Source organism: Pandoraea commovens, from assembly GCF_902459615.1.
Taxonomy (GTDB): Bacteria; Pseudomonadota; Gammaproteobacteria; order Burkholderiales; family Burkholderiaceae; genus Pandoraea; species Pandoraea commovens.
In genome coordinates this window covers 112,099-130,422 of record NZ_CABPSA010000009.1, presented here as the reverse complement: position 1 = coordinate 130,422, position 18,324 = coordinate 112,099, and the positions used below count along the sequence as shown (strand labels likewise).

The following is an 18,324-nucleotide window of genomic DNA, read 5'->3' as shown; positions in this document are numbered from 1 at the left end:
ACGGAATGGTCCAAGAGTTCGCGTCAGAAGATGCTTCGAAATTTCATGACTCTGAAATATCGTCGATTGAAATCATGAAGTCAGAAAGTGAGATGAGAGTCGGTTTATTGATGCCATCTGGAATTCACGCATATTTAGCAATAAAGAAAATTAGATTTGTGAGAATTACTGATTTTGTTATGCAAAATGTGATTTCTGAGATTCGTATTTCGAAATATGAGAATTTTTCAGAAGAGGAATTGAAAAGACTCGTGAATTGGTCGAACTCATTCTCTGACGTGGAGATTGAGTTGACGCCCGATTCTATGAGGAAATTCATGGAGGATATTAGTAATGGTAGATTGCAAGTCCTGGCCATAGAGCCGTCACGAGGGGCAGAGGCTGTAATCATTGCAGAGAAGATTTTCGTCAGTTGGGGCGAATGAATTAGTGGGAGTAAGGCCAAGTCGATCAATCCTTTTAAGGATCGTTATCAAATAACAAAGAAAGCTACTGTGAGGCGTACGTCGATCAGCAGTCGGGCAACTCGTCGATCATCGGTGCGGGGAACAATCTGACGATCAACGCCGGGTCGCTGACGAACGTCGGCAGTCTGATCACTGCGGGGCTTAACGCGACGATCAACGTCAGTGGCCCGGTGGTCAACAGCGCACAGACGCTCAATGCCTACTGGCACTCGCACTGGGTGCAAGAGACGGGCATGTTCGAGTCGGACAAGCGTCATGACGTGTGGAGCTGCGGGAGCGCTGCGGAATGTACGTCGCTGTATGGCGATGCTTACACAAGCGTAGGCGGTGTGATCAACCCGCCGACGCCGGTGGGCAACATCGCCGCAACGATTCAAGCGCCGAACCTGACGGTGACGTCGGGCGGTCAGATCGTCAACGTCGGTAACGTGGTGGGGCAGTCGGTGTCGCTGACCGGTACGAGCTTGGTCAACGGCATCACGACGGCGAACACGTACACGCCGCAAGTTGGCAACGCACCGCAAGTGATCAGCTTGGCACCTGCAAACGGCGGCCTGAATCTGACGATCCCTGCGAGCTTAGGCGGCGCGGGTTCGTCAATCCTGACGGGAGCCACCGGCCAGCAGAACGGCCCGAGCTATGTCGTCGGTGGATTGGGCGCGACGCTCGATCCTGTCTCTCCGCAAGTTCTGCTCTCGAACTTGCCTGCGTCGCTGCAACCGAGCACGACGACGTTCTACTTCTCACCACAACAAGAAGCGATCCAACTCCAGCAAGCGGCCCTGATGCAAACGGGCAAGGCGAGCTTCATCAATGGGTTGTCGACGGATAGCACGTCGCAGTTGAGCGTCAACGACCAGCAGAAGCTGGTGATGTACGGCAACGCGGTCGAGTACGCGAAGACGAACAACATTCAGTTGGGTCAGGCACTGACACCTGAGCAGATCGCAGGCTTGTCGCAACCGATGCTGTGGTACGTCGAACAGACGGTGCCGGAACCGGGATGCGCGGCAACAGGCAATGCGAAATGCCCGACGGTGACGGCACTGATGCCGCAGGTGTACCTGCCTGAGAATTTCACAGCGCTGTCCGCAGGCGGGCAGATTCTGGCGAGCAATGACCTGTCGCTGAACTTCGGTAGCACGGCGACGGGCGGCAGCATCCTGAATACGGGTTCGATCACCTCAGGCGGGACGCTGACGGTGAACACCGGCGCGCTGACGAACCGCGCGAACGTGGTCGACGTCGGCGAAATCTGGAGCTACATCAAAGACGCGGGTTACCTGAAGACCACCGGCACGATGGTGCAGCCGGGCGGCTTCATGAGCGCAGCAGCGGGCGGGTTGACGCTCAACGTCGACCAGTTCAACCAGATTGGCGGCGCACTCCAACTCTTAGACCCGAACGGCCAAGTCGACCAAGCAGCGACGCAAGCATTCATCGCGGGTGTAGCGGCACAACTGGGCGACAACTTCGTCCAGCAGACGCTGCAAAACGACCTGCACACGGATTTTGTGAAGCAGGGCGGGAATTTCGGGATTCAGCAGGTCGGGATGATCATGGCGGCAGCCATGACGGGCGCGGCCCTCGGCCCGCTGTTCTCGGGAATGATCGCCGCACAACTCGGCACGACGGCCGCGACATTCGTAGCGGGCGGGTTGGGCAACGTGATGGCGAGCGCAGCGCTCACCGCGATGGCGAGTTCGACCCTCACGCAAGTGATGTTCACCGGCTCGTTGGACTTCGGTTCGGTACTTAAGACGGGCCTGTCGGCGGCGATTACGGCCGGGTTGTTGGACGGCATAACGTACAGCGCGAAGGATGGCTTCGATTTCGCCTCGAAGGTTTCGGACAACAGCCTGAGCAGGCTCGCTGGCGTGAAGCCGACTTTCGTAGACGGCGCAGTAAGTCAGGCTGGTGCAACGACCGCTGGTCAGTGGTTCACGCAAGGCGTAGCGATTCTCGGACAATCTGTGATTCAGGCCGGGGTGCAATCAACGATTCAGGGCGGGAGCTTCCTCGATGCGTTGAAGGTTAGTGGTGTTAGCAATCTGAGTGCGGCGTTGGCGTATCAGATCGGGTCCCTTGGTGCCGAAACGCTTGGTCAGACGGGGTACGTTGGGGCGCATGCGGTGCTGGGATGCGCTGCGGGTGCAGCCGTCGGATCTGGATGTGCGGGGGGAGCGATCGGTGCCGGGGTATCGGCATTAGTAGCGGACGATATAGCGAGGGCGGTGACCAATGGTAAGGGTGTCACCGATCCAGCTCAGTTAGCGATAATTGCGTCGGCCACACAGCTCCTGAGCGCAGTGATAGCTGGTGCGGTAGGAGCAAATCCCAACGCGGCGGCGAGAGCTGCGCAGAATGAGACGCTAAACAATGCGTGCGCGCCGGGACACGAGTGCGGGACGTTCACGAGTGCGCTGAAAGATACGGTCCGTGCCACAGCGAACGCTGGGCTTGGCATTGCCGAGGCCGTTCCGAATCTCGTTGGCGGTGCCCTGCCCGGATTCCCCGACTATGTGCCGTTCCTCGATAAGTACAAGCTTGCCTACGATGATCCGGACTTCGGGGAGCTAACGTCATTCCTGTTGTCGCTCGGAATCGCCAAGGCCGCTGGGAAACCTGTTGCCAATGAAGCATCCGAAGCTACGCGACCTGCAAGTGCAGCAAACACAGCTGCGGGAACAGCGAATTCAGTTAGCGGCGCTAGGCTTTCAATGCAACTTTCGGCTGAGCAGTCAGCCGGCACCCGAGCACCTACATCGATTTCAAGTTATTCAGATCACGCGATCCAACAGATTGCAGGGCGAGATGGAGGGATAGGAGTTAGCCGAGCGGCAGTAAATGATGCATTTGCGAATCCAACTGCCATCCAGTATGTTCCAAGCAAATACGGCCCGACTTTCAAATACGTCGGTCAAAACGCTACCGTGGTGGTCAATTCTCAGGGTAATGTGGTCACCGCTTGGGGAACAAGCGCAGCTGGAGTCCGGAAATGAGAATAGTGCTAACCGAACGTCAAAAACAGATTTTGCGCATCCTGCGTGCCAAAGACGGGGGAAAGAACGCCGCATTGTTCGATGGCCTGGAGATGGGGAGAACGATGGCCATCGCCGAAATCGATGCTCTTTGTGGGCTAATTAACGCAGAGTTCATGATGGAGGGCATATTGCCAACATTTGAGCCAAATGAGTACGGCATCGAACTGGAGGGGCTTTTAGATGTTGTCAACCGACCTCGCTTGAGTTTTTGATGTTGCTGCTCAATACGTTGCATTTCCTGGAAGAAGAAGTCACTAAATTCTGCACAATAGAAGTGAAATTTGCTTTCGGGACCGGTTGTGTCGTGGGCACGACGATCCCGGTGAGCTAGAGCCGATTGGGCGCGACGCTCGAACCCACTCTCGGGCAACGATCACTTCCTCGGCGGTGGACAGGGACTTCCGAGCGGTGGGAAGGAGCTGGTCATTGACTCGATACCCAGTGCCGGTGGTGCAGGAATTCGACAAATTGCTGTAAAGGTTAAGTGACGATATGAATCCGACTCGGATTTTCCCCGGGCGAATCACGCAGTGCCCAAGTTGTCACGGCGACGTCGCGTATTCATGGTTGACGGGCATGGGGGGGGCCTCATTTTCATGTATACGCCATTGAAAACAACGACGTTCTGATTAGGCGAGAATGGTTCGAAAATATTGAGAAGATGCGTCTCGCCGGTGCCACGGAGGCGATGCTCGTAAACGCCATTGAAGATTTGCTGATACCTGCAACTGCGGAGCGGTCCAAGTATTCCTTGTGGAGTAACGTCAAATGTCCCCATTGCCATATTGAATTCCCATATCGATTCCGTGGCAACCTAGCGTTACGGCTCAGTGATTTTTCGGTAGTTTTGGTGGACGGGTGTCAACTCGATACGGATGAAGGTGTTTTTGCGGTGCGTGTAAGTCGCTGAGAGACGACCCTCGGTTAGTGAGCGATTCAGGCTCCGAACCTGACGGTGACGTCGGGCGGTCAGATCGTCAACGTCGGTAATGTGGTGGGACAGTCGGTGTCGCTTACGGGCACAAGCCTTGTGAATGGCATCACGACGGCCAACACGTACACACCGCAAGTCGGCAACGCACCGCAAGTGATTAGCTTGGCACCGGCAAACGGCGGCCTGAACCTGACGATCCCTGCGAGCTTGGGCGGCGCGGGTTCATCGATCCTGACGGGCGCCACCGGCCAGCAGAACGGCCCGAGCTACGTTGTAGGTGGATTGGGCGCGACGCTCGATCCCGTCTCCCCGCAAGTGCTGATCTCGAACTTGCCCGCGTCGCTGCAACCAAGCACGACGACGTTCTACTTCTCTCCTCAACAGGAAGCCATCCAACTCCAGCAAGCCGCCCTGATGCAAACGGGCAAGGCGAGCTTCATCAATGGTTTGTCGACGGATAGCACGTCGCAGTTGAGCGTGAACGATCAGCAGAAGCTGGTGATGTACGGCAACGCGGTCGAGTACGCGAAGACGAACAACATCCAGTTGGGTCAGGCCCTGACGCCTGAGCAGATCGCAGGGTTGTCGCAACCGATGCTGTGGTACGTCGAACAGACGGTGCCGGAACCGGGATGCGCGGCAACAGGCAATGCGAAATGCCCGACAGTCACGGCACTGGTGCCGCAGGTGTACCTGCCGGAGAACTTCACGGCGCTATCGGCAGGCGGGCAGATTCTGGCGAGTAACGACCTGTCGCTGAACTTCGGTAGCACGGCGACGGGCGGCAGCATCCTGAATACGGGTTCGATCACCTCAGGCGGGACGCTGACGGTGAACACCGGGACGCTAACGAACCGCGCGAACGTGGTCGACGTCGGTGAAATCTGGAGCTACATCAAAGACGCGGGTTACCTGAAGACCACCGGCACGATGGTGCAGCCGGGCGGCTTCATGAGCGCAGCAGCGGGCGGGTTGACGCTCAACGTCGACCAGTTCAACCAGATCGGTGGCGCACTTCAACTCCTAGACCCGAACGGCCAAGTCGACCAAGCCGCAACGCAAGCGTTCATCGCGGGTGTAGCGGCACAGTTGGGCGACAACTTCGTCCAGCAGACGCTGCAAAACGACCTGCACACGGATTTCGTAAAGCAGGGCGGGAGCTTCGGGATTCAGCAGGTCGGGATGATCATGGCCTCGGCCATATTAGCCGGAGCATTGGCACCCCTGATGGCCGGATTGGTCGCGGCGCAACTTGGATCGGTCGCAGCGACATTTGTAGCGGGTGGGTTGGGCAACGTGATGGCGAGCGCAGCACTCACCGCCATGGCAAGTTCGACCCTCACGCAGGCGATGTTCACAGGCTCGTTGGACTTCGGCTCGGTACTGAAGACGGGGCTGTCGGCGGCGGTTACCGCCGGGTTGCTGAACGGGATCACGTATTCGAGCGCAGACGGATTGGGGTTCTCGACGACGGCGTCCCCGAATAGCTTGAGTAGTCTGGCTGGCGTGAAGCCAACTTTTGTGGAAGGTACGGCGAGCCAAGCTGGCACGGCCTCCGCAGGTTTCTCAATCACGCAAGGCCTCGCAATCGCAGGTCAATCTGTGATTCAAGCGGGTGTGCAGTCGACGATTCAGGGTGGGAGTTTCCTTGATGCGCTGAAGGCAAGTGGAGTCAGCAATCTGAGCGCGGCATTGGCGTTCCAGATTGGTGATGCAAAGGGTGATCTCGGCCAAATCTTCGGACAGAACGGAGGCGAGATTGTATCCACAATCGCCCATGGTGCTTTGGGGTGTGCAAGTGCGGCTGCGTTGGGCAACGGCTGTGGTGGTGGTGCGATTGGCGGCGCGCTTGGTTCTGCACTGAATTCGATATTCGACCCGAGTCAGGTACTCCCGCCCGAATTGCATGTGGGACTTATGGGCATAGCGGGTGCATTGGTTGCAGGCGCGTTAGGGCAGGACGCGAATGCTGCGGCAACCGCGGCACAGAACGAGACGCAGAACAACTGGCTTAAACATAAGGCCGAAGCATTTAACAAGCCATCGGAGGCAGATCAACTCAAGGCGGCAGCGTCAGCTTGTAGTGCTAGCGGAAGTCTCAGCTCTGAGAGTTGCGGAAAGCTCAATGAATTGAGAGCGACTTCTCTAGCTCGCGATCAAGCATTGACGAGTGCCTGTGCCGACGCCAGCTCGGCAGCGTGCATGCTGGCGGTGGCAGACGCCAAAGCGAATGGCAACCTCGTCGTCCGTGCCTCGAATGGGCAGATGTTTGCAGTAGATCCTGCGGACTCTCAAATTCTGTCGGGAGACCCGAATCTCAAGGCAACACTGTTTGACAAGCAGTTGGGTAGCCCGTTAGGGGCGATCCTCTCAGCATTAGTCGTTGCGCTGGGGGGGTCTACAGAGACAGCCTTGGAGGGGGCGCAACTGGGACAGGCTGTGGAGGGCGTGGGGGCCGGTCTTACGTCGTTTGGGACATCGGCCACTCTTAAACCCGTTTCCGGGCCCAGCGCCGATGCTCAAGCTCCTAAAGGCAACGGAATTGATTTTTACGTAAATTCACAGGGCGTCGCTCTTCCTGCCACCGGATACCGCTACATGGACAGTCGATTTGCGGAAGCAACGATTTCGTCAATGACTGCACCGCTAAGTTATTTTGGCTTCACTAAATTTGATAGCGGTGCCGCTTCCCGAAGCGCTTTTCAAATATTTTTCGAGTCGGGGAACTCGAAATCATGGAGCGACGCTAGACTTATGGGAGTTTTTGATACTCTTCAGTTGTTCGGTAGAAATGGTTTTGTAAATGCTAAAGTTCCATTGGAAAAAGGTGGGGTTGGGCCGGGAGTCGAGCCATATACTCGATCTTATCCGGAGTATGGGGTAGGCGGGGAGGCACAATTGATCCCGGTTATAAAAGGAACGCAGATAGAATTTTATGAGGTAAAGGTACTTAAATGACATACGATGATCTTCGGTGTGAATTGGAGAGGTTGGTGGAAACCTATGTTTCCGATGCGCTAGAGAGGGGGCGTCTATTGATTTTGGTGAAGGCGGATGAAATTCCGGTGAAAGGTATTTTGTCTGATTTGAATCACTACATGCCTGACGCAATTTCTGATAGTGATGCCGATGTTATAAAGGAAATAGTTTTTAATTTTTGTTAGCTCGGCAGATGAAATGCTAAATTTACAGTAGAGGTAATTCCATGAAATTACACAATCTACCCTCGGTTTAGGGATTACGGGGGCGATGGGAGTCCACTCCGGCTCGTGCCGGGCCCGAGCTACGTCGTGGGTGGATTGGGCGCGACGCTCGATCCCGTCTCCCCGCAAGTGCTGATCTCCAACTTGCCCGCGTCGCTGCAACCGAGCACGACGACGTTCTACTTCTCGCTGCACCAAACAAAACAGAGGGTTACATGATTTCACGTAACCCTTTGTGCTTTCTGTGGGACGCGCTAATTGTCCCTAGTCCGGTCCCGTCTCGCCCCTATCGTTTCAATGCGTAGCACTGCACGCGCAAATCGTGATCATTGATGAGTCCGCAACTGCTGGCATCCTTCTTTCCGTAGCAGTACTCACGCTGATCGTGGTCGGTTATATCACCACAACTGCCGCTTCCGTTCTTCATATAACACTGTGCTCGTAAGTCGCGGTCATTGATGAGTCCGCAACTGCTGGCATCCTTCTTCCCGTAACAGTACTCACGTTGATCGTGATCGTTGATATCACCACAACCGCCAGTTCCCCTCTCGACATAGCACCTTGCTCGCAAATCGTGGTTGTTGATGTTCCCACAGCTGCCACCGCTCTGCGTCGCGTAGCAGTAAGCACGTTGATCGTTATCGTTGATGCTTCCACAGCTCTGAGAGAAGGCTGGACTAGACGCACCGAACATCAGGCTTGCCAAGCTGAGCAGTATTTTCTTCATCATTCTTATCTCACGTGTGATTATTCGATCGTGCTGTGAAAGTGATTCATAACGAGAGCGTTAGTAGTCACGTGGAATCCTAAATGTATAAATGGATTTCACGCATCTTTGGTTGACAGAGGATTTTTGAAAGACCTCACCCCTGCGCCATCACCTGCTGCGCAATCGCCGCAGTAATCCCAGCCTTATCGTGCCGCGTCCGCTCAAGAAGCCCGATACTCCGTTGCTCCGTTACCCCGGGTAAAGGAATCACACGCAATGCATCTTCATGGGCCCATGACGCGCTTCTCAACATCGGCACCACCGCAACGCCGACCCGTTGCCGCACCAACGCCACGATCCCTTCGATGGACGACAGCTCCAAAAAGTCGCTGACCTTCACGTGCTGACGTCGCACCGCGCGATCAATCAACGCACCGGTCCGCTGCGTCCGATCAAACCGTAGAAACCGCTCCGTCTCCAGCAACTTAACCACCGACGAAGACTTCAACGCCGACGACGCCAACAGCACCAACGGCTCCCTATACAACGGCGTCCACCGCACCCCTGCCGGGCGTCGCCCTGACGGCTCCACCAGCACTGCGCAATCGATCTCCCCGGCGTCGAGCTTTGCGGTTAGCTCAATCGAGCGTGCCGTCTGAATCGATATCTCCAGATGCGGCTGCGCGTGCTTGATCTGCGACACCGCGCGCGCCAGCGCACTCACCGCCGACTCCACCGCGCCAATCGTCACCGGCCCTGCCGTCGATTCGATGCCTGCGGCCAGCGTGCGCATCGTTTGATACTGCGCCAGCAGTTGCTCAGCGTGCGGCAGCAGAAGCCGTCCCATCGCGTTAAGCGCGACGGAGCGTCCCACGCGGTCGAACAGCGGATGGTCGAATTCTTCCTCCAGCGCGCGCATTTGCATGCTGACCGCCGATTGGGTCATGGCGAGATGTTCGGCTGCCGAAGCGAACGAGCCGTATCTCGCGACCGCCGCAAAAGTCCGCATAAATCGCAGGTTGCTCATGGGTGACTCTCGCTAAACATCTGAATATTCGGAAGAAAACCCCAGAAGGGGTTGATGAAGATAGTCCTCAATTCATCAAAAAACTTGCGATGACGAATCACAAATTCTAGCTTTTATTGGTTTTTTGGCACAAGCAGAATGGGGCGAAGCGAGTGCGGTCGGCTTGCCACGAACACACTTCATAGAAGAGGAGTATCCCCATGGAAGTTTCGGTCGGGCGCGACGGCGCCTCGAACACCGCTAATACCGCGCAAACCGAGCGATCGAGCAAACGTATCGACGTCAAGGTCATTGCCGTGTCCACCGTCGGCAATGCGCTCGAATGGTTCGACTTCACCGTCTTTACCTTCTTCGCCGCGAACATCGCGCGTCAGTTCTTCCCCAGCGATAACCCCACCGCCGCACTGCTCGCAGCATGGACGACGTTCGGCGTCGGCTTTCTGACGCGTCCGCTCGGTGGCATCGTGCTCGGCGCTTACGCCGACAAACACGGACGAAAAGCCGCACTGCTCCTGACGATCACCGTCATGGCACTCGGCGTCGCCGTCATCGCCTTCGCGCCGACTTACGCGCAAATCGGCATGGCCGCTCCGATACTCATGCTCGTTGGCCGCTTCCTTCAGGGCTTCTCCGCAGGCGGCGAAGTGGGGAGTGCTACGGCATTCCTCGTCGAGCACGCACCGGTCGAGCGTCGTGGCGTGTACGGCAGCTTCCAGATGATCGCGCAGGCATGCAGCATGCTGCTCGGCGCCATCGTGTCCGTCGGCATCACGCAAACCCTCACGCCGGAACAGATCGACGCGTTCGGCTGGCGCATTCCGTTCGTGATCGGTCTGCTCATCGTGCCGGTCGGTCTCTACGTGCGCTCGCGTCTGGACGAATCGCCGGTCTTCAAGGACGCCCGCAAGCAAGACGCTGAAAAGCGCTCGCCGTTCATCGAATCGGTCACGCAGCACTGGCGTCAGGTGTTGGCGGGCTTCGGCCTTACGGTGTACGGCACCATCGGCACGTACATCTTCTACTACTACATGCCGAGCTACGCGACGAAGTCGCTGGGCATCCCCTTCAAGAGCAGCGTGATCGCGTCGTTGTGCGCAGCCGTCGCCTACATCGTGGGGACGTTTGCCTCGGGCCGCATCTCGGACGCCATCGGCCGCAAGAAGCCGATGACGGCCTCCGCACTCATCAGCCTGATCATCGCGTACCCGCTGTTCCTCGCTGTCAGCCACGTGCCGACGCTGCCGATGCTGATCTTCGTGCAATGCTGCCTGATGCTCTCGCTCGGGCTGTTCCAGGGATCGTATTGCGCCTTCGTGTGCGAACTGTTCCCGTCGCGCGTGCGCGCCACGTCGATGGCCATCGGCTACAACTTCGCAGTGATGATCTTCGGCGGTTTCGCCGGTGCCATCGCAACGCTGCTCATCGGCTGGACGGGCGACAAGCTCGCCGTCGTCTACTACGGCCTGTTCGGCGCAGCCGTGGGCCTCGTCACGATCCTGATGCTCAAGGACCGCTCGCGGCAACCTCTGCTCTAAGACACCAACAATCACGGTCTCCGGCGGCCATTTCAATGGCTCGCCGGTGCACCACTGCACTGCCTCCCCAAACCTGCCCCTGTCCAATGCGCGCGACCTGCTGACATCGTCGGCGAGCGTCGCGCCTTTCGGGGCACTCTCAAGAGACGACTCTCATGTCCATCATTCCGGAAATCGCCGAACGCTCGGCCGAACTGCAAGCTATCCGACGCGACATCCACGCCCATCCCGAACTGCGCTACGAAGAGGCGCGCACGTCGGACATCGTGGCGAAGCTGCTCGAATCGTGGGGTATCGAAGTCACGCGCGGGCTGGGTAAGACGGGCGTCGTCGGCGTGCTGCATAACAGTACCGGCAAGGGCACGGGCAAGAAGGTCATCGGTCTGCGCGCGGACATGGACGCGCTGCCGATTCAGGAACTCAACACGTTCGAACACGCGTCGCAGTACGCGGGCAAGATGCACGCCTGCGGTCACGACGGCCACACCGCCATGCTGCTCGGCGCTGCGCAGCATCTGGCCGCACATCGCAATTTCGACGGCACCATCGTCTTCATCTTCCAACCGGCGGAAGAGGGCGGTGGTGGCGCGAAGGCGATGCTCGAAGACGGTCTGTTCGAGAAGTTTCCAGTCGACGCAGTGTTCGCGCTGCACAACTGGCCGGGACTCGCGGCTGGCAGCTTTGGCGCGCGCGTAGGCGCGACGCAGGCGTCGAGTAATGAATTTCGCATCGTCGTCAAAGGGACGGGCGCACACGCCGCCATGCCGCACGACGGCATCGATCCCGTCCTCACTGCGATGCAGATCGGCACCGGCCTGCAAAGCATCATGACGCGCAACAAACGCCCCATCGACGCCGCCGTGCTCTCCATCACGCAGATGCAGGCGGGCGAGGCGATCAACGTCATTCCGAACACCGCGACGCTCGCAGGCACGGTGCGCACCTTCTCGCTCGAAGTCCTCGATCTGGTCGAGAAGCGCATGCGCGAGTTCTGCGAATCGACGGCTGCGGCGTACGGTTGCTCGGTAGAGTTCTCGTTCATCCGCAATTACCCGCCGACGGTCAACACCGCTGCCGAGACGCAGTTCGCGCTTAACGTCATGAAGGAGATTGTGGGACGTGATCACGTCGTCGATCCCATCGATCCGACGATGGGGGCGGAAGACTTCTCATTCTTCCTGCTGGAGCGTCCCGGTTGCTACGCCTACATCGGCAACGGCACCGGCGACCATCGTGCGCATGGTCACGGTCTCGGCCCGTGCATGCTGCACAACACGAGCTACGACTTCAACGACGATGTCCTCACGCTCGGCTCGACCTATTGGGTGCGCCTGACCGAAGCCTTCCTGGCGGAGTGAGACGCGATGACCACGAGTCCGTTCTCCAGCAGCTATCTTCAGGCGCGCGAGCGATTCACGGCAGCGGCCCGGCAGGCCGGTGTCGAGGTGACCAGCCATGTCATTCCCGACATCGTCGGCCGTGAGGGTGAGACGCTTGCGACGGACGTCGTGCGTCTCGGTTCACCCGATGCGCGACGCTTGCTCATCCTCACCTCCGGCACGCACGGCGTCGAGGGATTCTGCGGCAGCGCCGCGCAGATCGCGCTGCTGGGCGACGAAGGACTGAAGTCGCGCCTCGCGGCGGCGGACGTCGCCATTCTCGTCGTGCACGCGATCAACCCATATGGCTTTTCGTGGCTGTCTCGCACCAACGAGGACAACGTCGATCTGAACCGCAACAGCATCGATTTCACGCAGACGCTGCCCGTCAACGCGGCTTACGCCGATCTGCATGATTTGCTCGTGCCGCCCGAGTGGCCGCCGTCCCACGACAACGTGCGCGCCATCGCCGACTACATCGCGACGCACGGCGAAGCGGCATATCAGCGCGCGCTGACGATTGGACAGTACGCCTTCGCCGACGGGCTGTTCTACGGGGGACGCGAACCCGTGTGGAGTACTCGCCTGATGCGCACGCTGATCGAGACGCACGGGCAGCGTTGTGAAGCCATCGGCTGGATCGATTTCCACACCGGTCTCGGTCCGCCGGGGCATGGCGAGAAAATCTGCGTGGGCGGTCTCGACGCAGCAGAGTTAGCACGCGCCCGCGCGTGGTGGGGCGCCGATCTGGCCAGCCCCATCGACGGCACGACTGTGGCGTCGAACGTCGGTGGCCCGTTGCTCGATACGCTGCGCAACACGGCGAAGCACGGGCAGGTGACCGCCATCGCCATCGAATACGGCACCGTGCCGCTCATCGACATGCTGCACATGCTGCGGGCGGACTCATGGCTGAGACGTCATCCTGACGCGACAGATGAGCAGGCGTCGGCTATTCGTGCTTCGGTGCAGGCGGCATTTTGCTTCGACGACGGCGTATGGCAGGGCCAGATTCTCGGGCAGGCGCGCGTGGCCATCTTGCAGGCGGTGACGGGGTTGAGTCGTCAGGGCGCTACCGGTTAGGGCAAAATCGGGCGACAATAGCCCGCCCTAACCGCACAAACGCTCATGGCATCTCACGTGAAGAAGTCTTTCGTCGGCCGGATTCGCGATCAGCTCGACCAGCTCTCGCCGTCAGAGCGGCGTCTGGCCGAATTCGCGCTCGATCTGCCGGGCGATCTGGCGGGGTATTCGGCGTCCGAGCTGGCCACGCTGGCTCAGGTCTCGAATGCCACCGTCACGCGCTTCGTGCGACGTCTGGGCTACGAGTCGTTCGACGACGCACGCAAACACGTCCGCTCCGAGCAACGCGCTGGCTCTCCTCTGGTGATGGCTGCGACCGCGCACGCGACCGAAGCTGTGGCCGACGATGTCGTCGGCGCGCATCGTCAGCAAAGCCTCGCCAACATCGACGCGACCTATCGCCGTCTCTCGTCCACCGAAATCGAACAGATCGCCGCCGCGATTCTCTCGGCGCGCAAAGTCTGGGTTGTGGGCTTTCGCTCCAGCCTGCCGCTCGCGATGTATTTCCGCTGGCAGTTGCTGCAAACCGTCCCCAGCGCACAAGTCATCCCCGGTGCGGGCGAAACGCTCGGTGAACATCTCGCAGGCATCGGTGCAGACGACATCGTGATCGTGTTCGCGCTGCGCCGTCGCGTTCGTCAGATGCCGACGATCGTCGCGCAACTCGCGAAAGCTTGTCCGAATCTCGTCTACATCACCGAGCGCAATGGCGTGACGAAGACGCCCGCGAAGTGGTCGTTGCAGTGCGACGTGCAAGGCCCCGGCGTGCTCGATAACCACACGGCGGTGATCGGTCTGTGCCACCTGATCGTCACGCAGGTTATGACGCTTGCGGGCAATCCGGGACGTCGTCACCTCGGCCTCGTGGAAGCGTTCCACGACGCACTCGACGAAATTTGACCCACCGCCGTCGTCCGACGGCGCTCTGCCTCAAACCTCCCCATCATTGGCATCTCCTGCCAAGGCGGTCGCTCGTTCGCGTCGTCCGCATCGTCAGGCTAAACCCTGATATGAAAAATAATTTTCAAAAACAAATAATCTGAAAAAATATTATCCAAACAGGTTCATCAGAGGGCGAGGCAATTCGGTCGCAAAGGCGCCAATCCAGGCGCAGGGAGTTTTACGATGGGCGCAGAAGTGGTCGTATCGTCGTCGGAACCCAGGTTGCAGCAGCTCGAACGGGCGCTCGACGACATTGGCGTGACGCCGTCACACAAGAAGATCCTCGCACTGATTCTGTTCGGGGTTCTGTTCGACGTCTTCGAGCAGAACGCCGTCGGCCTCGTGGGGCCGTTGTTGCGCGAGTACTGGGGCATCTCTGCCGCCCAGATCGGCTTTCTCAACACGTTAACGTTCGGTGCAGCCGCCATCGGCCGACTTGGTTCGGGCTACATCGCCGACCGCTTCGGGCGTCGCACGATGCTGAGCATCAATCTGATGCTGTTCACGCTCGGCGCACTGATCTGCGCTTTGGCGACGAACTACACGATGCTCGCCGCCGGACGCTTCATCGTCGGCTTCGGTCTCGGCGGCGAAATCTCGATTGCCGTCACCATGCTCGCGGAGTTCTGCTCGTCGCGTTTCCGTGGCGTGGCGGTGGGCGCGATCAACGTCGCGGGCGGTGGGCTGGGCAACATGCTCGCACCGGCGTTCGGGTTGGCGGTCTTCGCCTTCTTCCCCGGGCCGGATAGCTGGCGCTGGTTGTTCGGCTGCCTCGTGCTTCCGGCCTTTTTCGTGCTGCTCTATCGACGCTTTATTCCGGAGACGCCGCGCTTTCTGCTCTCCAAAGGCCGCGTGGAAGAGGCTAACCGGGTCCTCAACATTCTCGCGTCGGGCAAGCTGGGTAAGTCCGCCGCTGGCGGCACGAAGCCTTACCTGAGCGAAGCGTCGAACGGCGCGCACCGTGCGGAAAAGGTGCGTCTGAGCGAAGTGTTCGTCGGACCGCTGGCGCGTCGCACGGTGGCCGTCGGTGTCGCGGTGTGCATGACCTATGGCGCGCAGATTTCAGTGCTCACGCTGATGCCGACGATTCTGATGGCGCAGGGCTACACGCTGAGCAAGAGCTTCGTGTTCACCATCGTGATGCAGTCGGGCAGCCTGCTCGGCGCGATCACGGCGTCGTACTTCGGCTTCCGCTTCCCGCGCAAACGCGTGCTGACGCTCGGTGCTATCGCCGCATGTGTGATCGGTCTGTGCTTCGGGTTTTTGTCGAAGTCGCAGCCCCTGATTCTCGCGTTCGGTGCGGCTTTCCAGTTCTGCGTGCTGCTGCTCAATACGTCCATCTGGATCTACGCGCCGGAACTCTATCCCACGCGAGTGCGGGCGTTTGGCACGGCGTTCATTCTGGCGCTGGGGACGTTGGCCGGTGCGGCGATGCCGCTGGTGGCTGGCCGCGTATTCGACCAGTACGGCATCGGCGGCATGTTCGGGATGATGGCCGCGATGTACGCCGTGTTCGCCATCGCACTGACCTTTGCGCCGGAGACGTTCGGCAAGCCCATCGACGGCCCCGACGCGCCGGGCGACGACGATCCGCAGGCGGCTGCCAGGACGTCTTCCGACGCGCCAGCCTCCACCGCATCCGCTTCGCACGCTTCTTGAACTCCTGATTCGCCGAGATTTCCATGACTCACATCCTGCTCATTAACCCCAACACGTCGACGGCGACGACGCAAATGATGGTCGACATCGCCCGCACGTATTTCGCCAGCGTGATGACGTCGCCGCCGACGGTGGTTGGCGCGACGGTCGCGCGCGGCGCGCCAATGATCGTCGACGAGCAGGACCTCGCGGTGGCCGCTGACGCCGTGAACGATCCGCAAATCGTTGCGCTTGCGGAGCAGGCGGACGGTGTGATCGTCGGCGCGTTCGGCGACCCGGGGATCGAAGCGCTGCGGGCGCGTCTGGACGTGCCGGTGGTCGGGATCGGCTCGGCATCGGTGCGAGAGGCAGGCGAGGGCGGCCGTCGTTTCGGCATCGCCACGACGACACCGCAACTGGCCGACTCGATTGCGTCGAACGTCCGGAAGCTGGGCCTGGGCGCGAGCTTCACGGGGGCGCGGTTCACGACGGGCGATCCGCTTGCGCTCGGCGACGAGCCGTCGCAACTGGAAAGCAGCCTTGCCGGTGCCGTCGACGCGTGCATTCGGCTCGACGGGGCGCAAGCTGTCGTGATCGGTGGCGGCCCGCTGGGTGAGGCGGCGCAGGCGCTCGGCGAGCGCTTCTCAGTACCGGTGATCGGGCCGGTGCCGGCGGCCTGCAGCGCGCTGCTTCAGGCAATGGGACTGGACGAAGCCGCGTAATCCATTCCGTCTAAAGTCGTCGTTGGTCCCAACATCAATGGTGAATACAGAACAATGCAGGAGTCGATATGAACCAACAGCCAACGTCGCGAGCGAGCGACGGCACACACGCGTTCGCCAATCCGCAGGATCACATGCTCGACCCCATCTATCGCAAGATCATGTGGCGGATCATTCCGTTCATATTTGTGCTGTGGATGCTTGCGTGGATCGACCGGGTGAACGTCGGCTTCGCGAAGTTGCAGATGCAGCAGGATCTCGGCTTCAGCGAGACGGTGTACGGCATCGGCGCGGGTATCTTCTTCCTTGGGTACTTCTTCCTGGAAATCCCGAGCAACTGGCTGCTGTTGCGCATCGGCGCGCGTCGCACGCTCGCACGCATCACATTGGGCTGGGGGACGATCTGCGTGCTCATGATGTTCACGCACTCGCCCGCGTACTTCTACGTCATGCGCTTTCTGCTCGGCGCGTTCGAGGCGGGTTTCCAGCCGGGCGTGCTGCTGTATCTGACGTTCTGGTTCCCGGCGCACCGACGCGCGAAGGCGTTTGCGTGGTTCATCTCGGCGTCGGCTGTGTCGTCGGTGGTGGGCGCACCGCTCGCGGGGGTCATTCTGAACGGTATGCACGGCGTGAACGGCTGGGCCGGGTGGCAATGGCTGTTCCTGCTCGAAGGTGTGCCGACGGTCCTCGCGGGCGCGCTGGCTGTGTGGTTCCTCGTCGACAAGCCGGAGCAGGCCAGTTGGTTGTCGGAGCATGAGAAGCGCCTGCTGCAATCCGATCTGGACAACGACCGTAAGGGCGCGGGGCAGCGCGAGCATAGCTTCATGCTTGCCGTGCGCAGCCCGAAGCTGTGGCTGCTTACAGGCATCTACTTCGGTATCGTGGCAGCGAACGCAACGCTCTCATTCTTCGCACCGACCATCGTGCGCGCGTTGGGTCCGACGAATCCGTTACATATCGGGTTGCTCGTCGGTGTGATGTACGTCTTCGGCGCAATCTTCCAGATCGCCATCGGCTACAGCGCGGACAAACGTCGCGAGGCGCGCATGCATTGTGCGATTCCGGTTTTCATCGGGGCGTGTGGACTAGCGGGCGTCGGCGTGTTTGCGGGAAGCAATGGCGTGGCGGCGTTCCTGTGTCTGGTCATTGCCGTGTCCGGCACGATGGGCGCGATTCCGGTGTTCTGGCAGTTGCCGAATGCCTATCTCGCGGGCGGTGCTGCCGCGATGGGCGTGGCGTTCATCAACTCCGTGGCAAACCTTGCGGGGTTCGGCTCACCTTATCTGCTGGGCATCGTGAAAGATGCGACGGGCAGCTTCAACGGCGGCCTCTGGATCGTAGCGGCACTCGAAGCGTTCGTCGCCATCCTGATCTGGTGGCGGATGAAACGGCGCGAGCGGGTGCCGGGGGTGCCTGCGGTGGCGTGAGGATTTCCCGAAAAACGTTAAGGGCTACGTAATTTCACGTAGCCCTTTGTTTTTCTATGGCGTCGTTGGCCGAGCGGAGAGGTCGCAGATAGAAAGCGCAAGAACGAAAATTCCGTCGCTACCCTAAAGAAATCAGTGTCTGCATCCGTAATGCTCTGTTCCGACCGGTTCTCGCCGGTTGGGAATCCGAGGCGCTCTTAGAAATAGAAAGCGG

Annotated in this window: 14 protein-coding genes; 12 read left to right on the top strand and 2 right to left on the bottom strand. The window is 59.5% G+C overall.

The features are described from left to right. The first annotated feature begins 5 nt into the window (after positions 1-5). The 5 genes from PCO31010_RS22390 to PCO31010_RS26705 all read left to right on the top strand — a co-directional run bounded on the left by PCO31010_RS22390 (position 6) and on the right by PCO31010_RS26705 (position 7,609). Entirely contained in the window at positions 6-425 is a 420-nt protein-coding gene (locus PCO31010_RS22390; protein WP_150666219.1) for a hypothetical protein, read from the top strand. Between the two features lie 275 nt (positions 426-700). Continuing rightward, positions 701-3,469 carry a DUF637 domain-containing protein gene (locus tag PCO31010_RS22385; protein WP_425495029.1) on the top strand — a complete coding sequence of 923 codons (2,769 nt, stop codon included), beginning with the start codon at positions 701-703 and terminating at the stop codon, positions 3,467-3,469. Next, positions 3,466-3,723, top strand: coding sequence for a hypothetical protein (locus PCO31010_RS22380; protein ID WP_150666217.1), 258 nt, complete (start codon positions 3,466-3,468; stop codon positions 3,721-3,723). Before PCO31010_RS22385 ends, PCO31010_RS22380 begins: the two co-directional genes overlap by 4 nt. Before the next feature lie 743 nt (positions 3,724-4,466). Further along, entirely contained in the window at positions 4,467-7,403 is a 2,937-nt protein-coding gene (locus tag PCO31010_RS22375; protein ID WP_150666216.1) for a DUF637 domain-containing protein, read from the top strand. Positions 7,404-7,438: 35 nt separating this feature from the next. Then, positions 7,439-7,609: a hypothetical protein gene (locus tag PCO31010_RS26705; RefSeq protein ID WP_174985055.1), complete on the top strand. Its 171-nt coding sequence runs from the start codon at positions 7,439-7,441 to the stop codon at positions 7,607-7,609. Positions 7,610-7,934: 325 nt separating this feature from the next. On the opposite strand, the gene PCO31010_RS22370 is transcribed toward PCO31010_RS26705, so the two are convergent. Together PCO31010_RS22370 and PCO31010_RS22365 are read right to left on the bottom strand one after the other, a co-directional pair. Next, the gene (locus PCO31010_RS22370) at positions 7,935-8,378 is read right to left on the bottom strand and encodes a hypothetical protein (RefSeq protein ID WP_217426189.1); all 444 of its coding nucleotides are present in this window, start codon (positions 8,376-8,378) and stop codon (positions 7,935-7,937) included. A 133-nt stretch (positions 8,379-8,511) separates the two neighbouring features. Further along, positions 8,512-9,384 (bottom strand): LysR family transcriptional regulator, encoded by an 873-nt coding sequence (locus tag PCO31010_RS22365; protein WP_150666215.1) that lies wholly within the window; start codon positions 9,382-9,384, stop codon positions 8,512-8,514. Between the two features lie 200 nt (positions 9,385-9,584). Between PCO31010_RS22365 and PCO31010_RS22360 the strand changes: the two genes are divergently transcribed. The 7 genes from PCO31010_RS22360 (at position 9,585) to PCO31010_RS22330 (ending at position 18,110) form a co-directional block, all read left to right on the top strand. Continuing rightward, a complete protein-coding gene (locus tag PCO31010_RS22360; protein ID WP_150666214.1) occupies positions 9,585-10,919 on the top strand; it encodes an MFS transporter in 1,335 nt (444 codons plus the stop codon). 155 nt (positions 10,920-11,074) lie between these two features. Continuing rightward, positions 11,075-12,277: a M20 aminoacylase family protein gene (locus PCO31010_RS22355; RefSeq protein ID WP_150666213.1), complete on the top strand. Its 1,203-nt coding sequence runs from the start codon at positions 11,075-11,077 to the stop codon at positions 12,275-12,277. Between the two features lie 6 nt (positions 12,278-12,283). Then, positions 12,284-13,381, top strand: a complete 1,098-nt coding sequence (locus tag PCO31010_RS22350) for a M14 family metallopeptidase (protein WP_150666212.1) — start codon at positions 12,284-12,286, stop codon at positions 13,379-13,381. 57 nt (positions 13,382-13,438) lie between these two features. Further along, positions 13,439-14,281, top strand: coding sequence for a MurR/RpiR family transcriptional regulator (locus PCO31010_RS22345; RefSeq protein WP_246184732.1), 843 nt, complete (start codon positions 13,439-13,441; stop codon positions 14,279-14,281). Between the two features lie 225 nt (positions 14,282-14,506). Continuing rightward, on the top strand, positions 14,507-15,982 hold the full coding sequence (locus PCO31010_RS22340) for an MFS transporter (protein WP_150666210.1): 1,476 nt from the start codon (positions 14,507-14,509) through the stop codon (positions 15,980-15,982). A gap of 23 nt (positions 15,983-16,005) precedes the next feature. Next, entirely contained in the window at positions 16,006-16,683 is a 678-nt protein-coding gene (locus PCO31010_RS22335; protein ID WP_150666209.1) for an aspartate/glutamate racemase family protein, read from the top strand. A gap of 68 nt (positions 16,684-16,751) precedes the next feature. After that, positions 16,752-18,110 (top strand): MFS transporter, encoded by a 1,359-nt coding sequence (locus PCO31010_RS22330; protein ID WP_150666208.1) that lies wholly within the window; start codon positions 16,752-16,754, stop codon positions 18,108-18,110. Positions 18,111-18,324 lie beyond the last annotated feature (214 nt).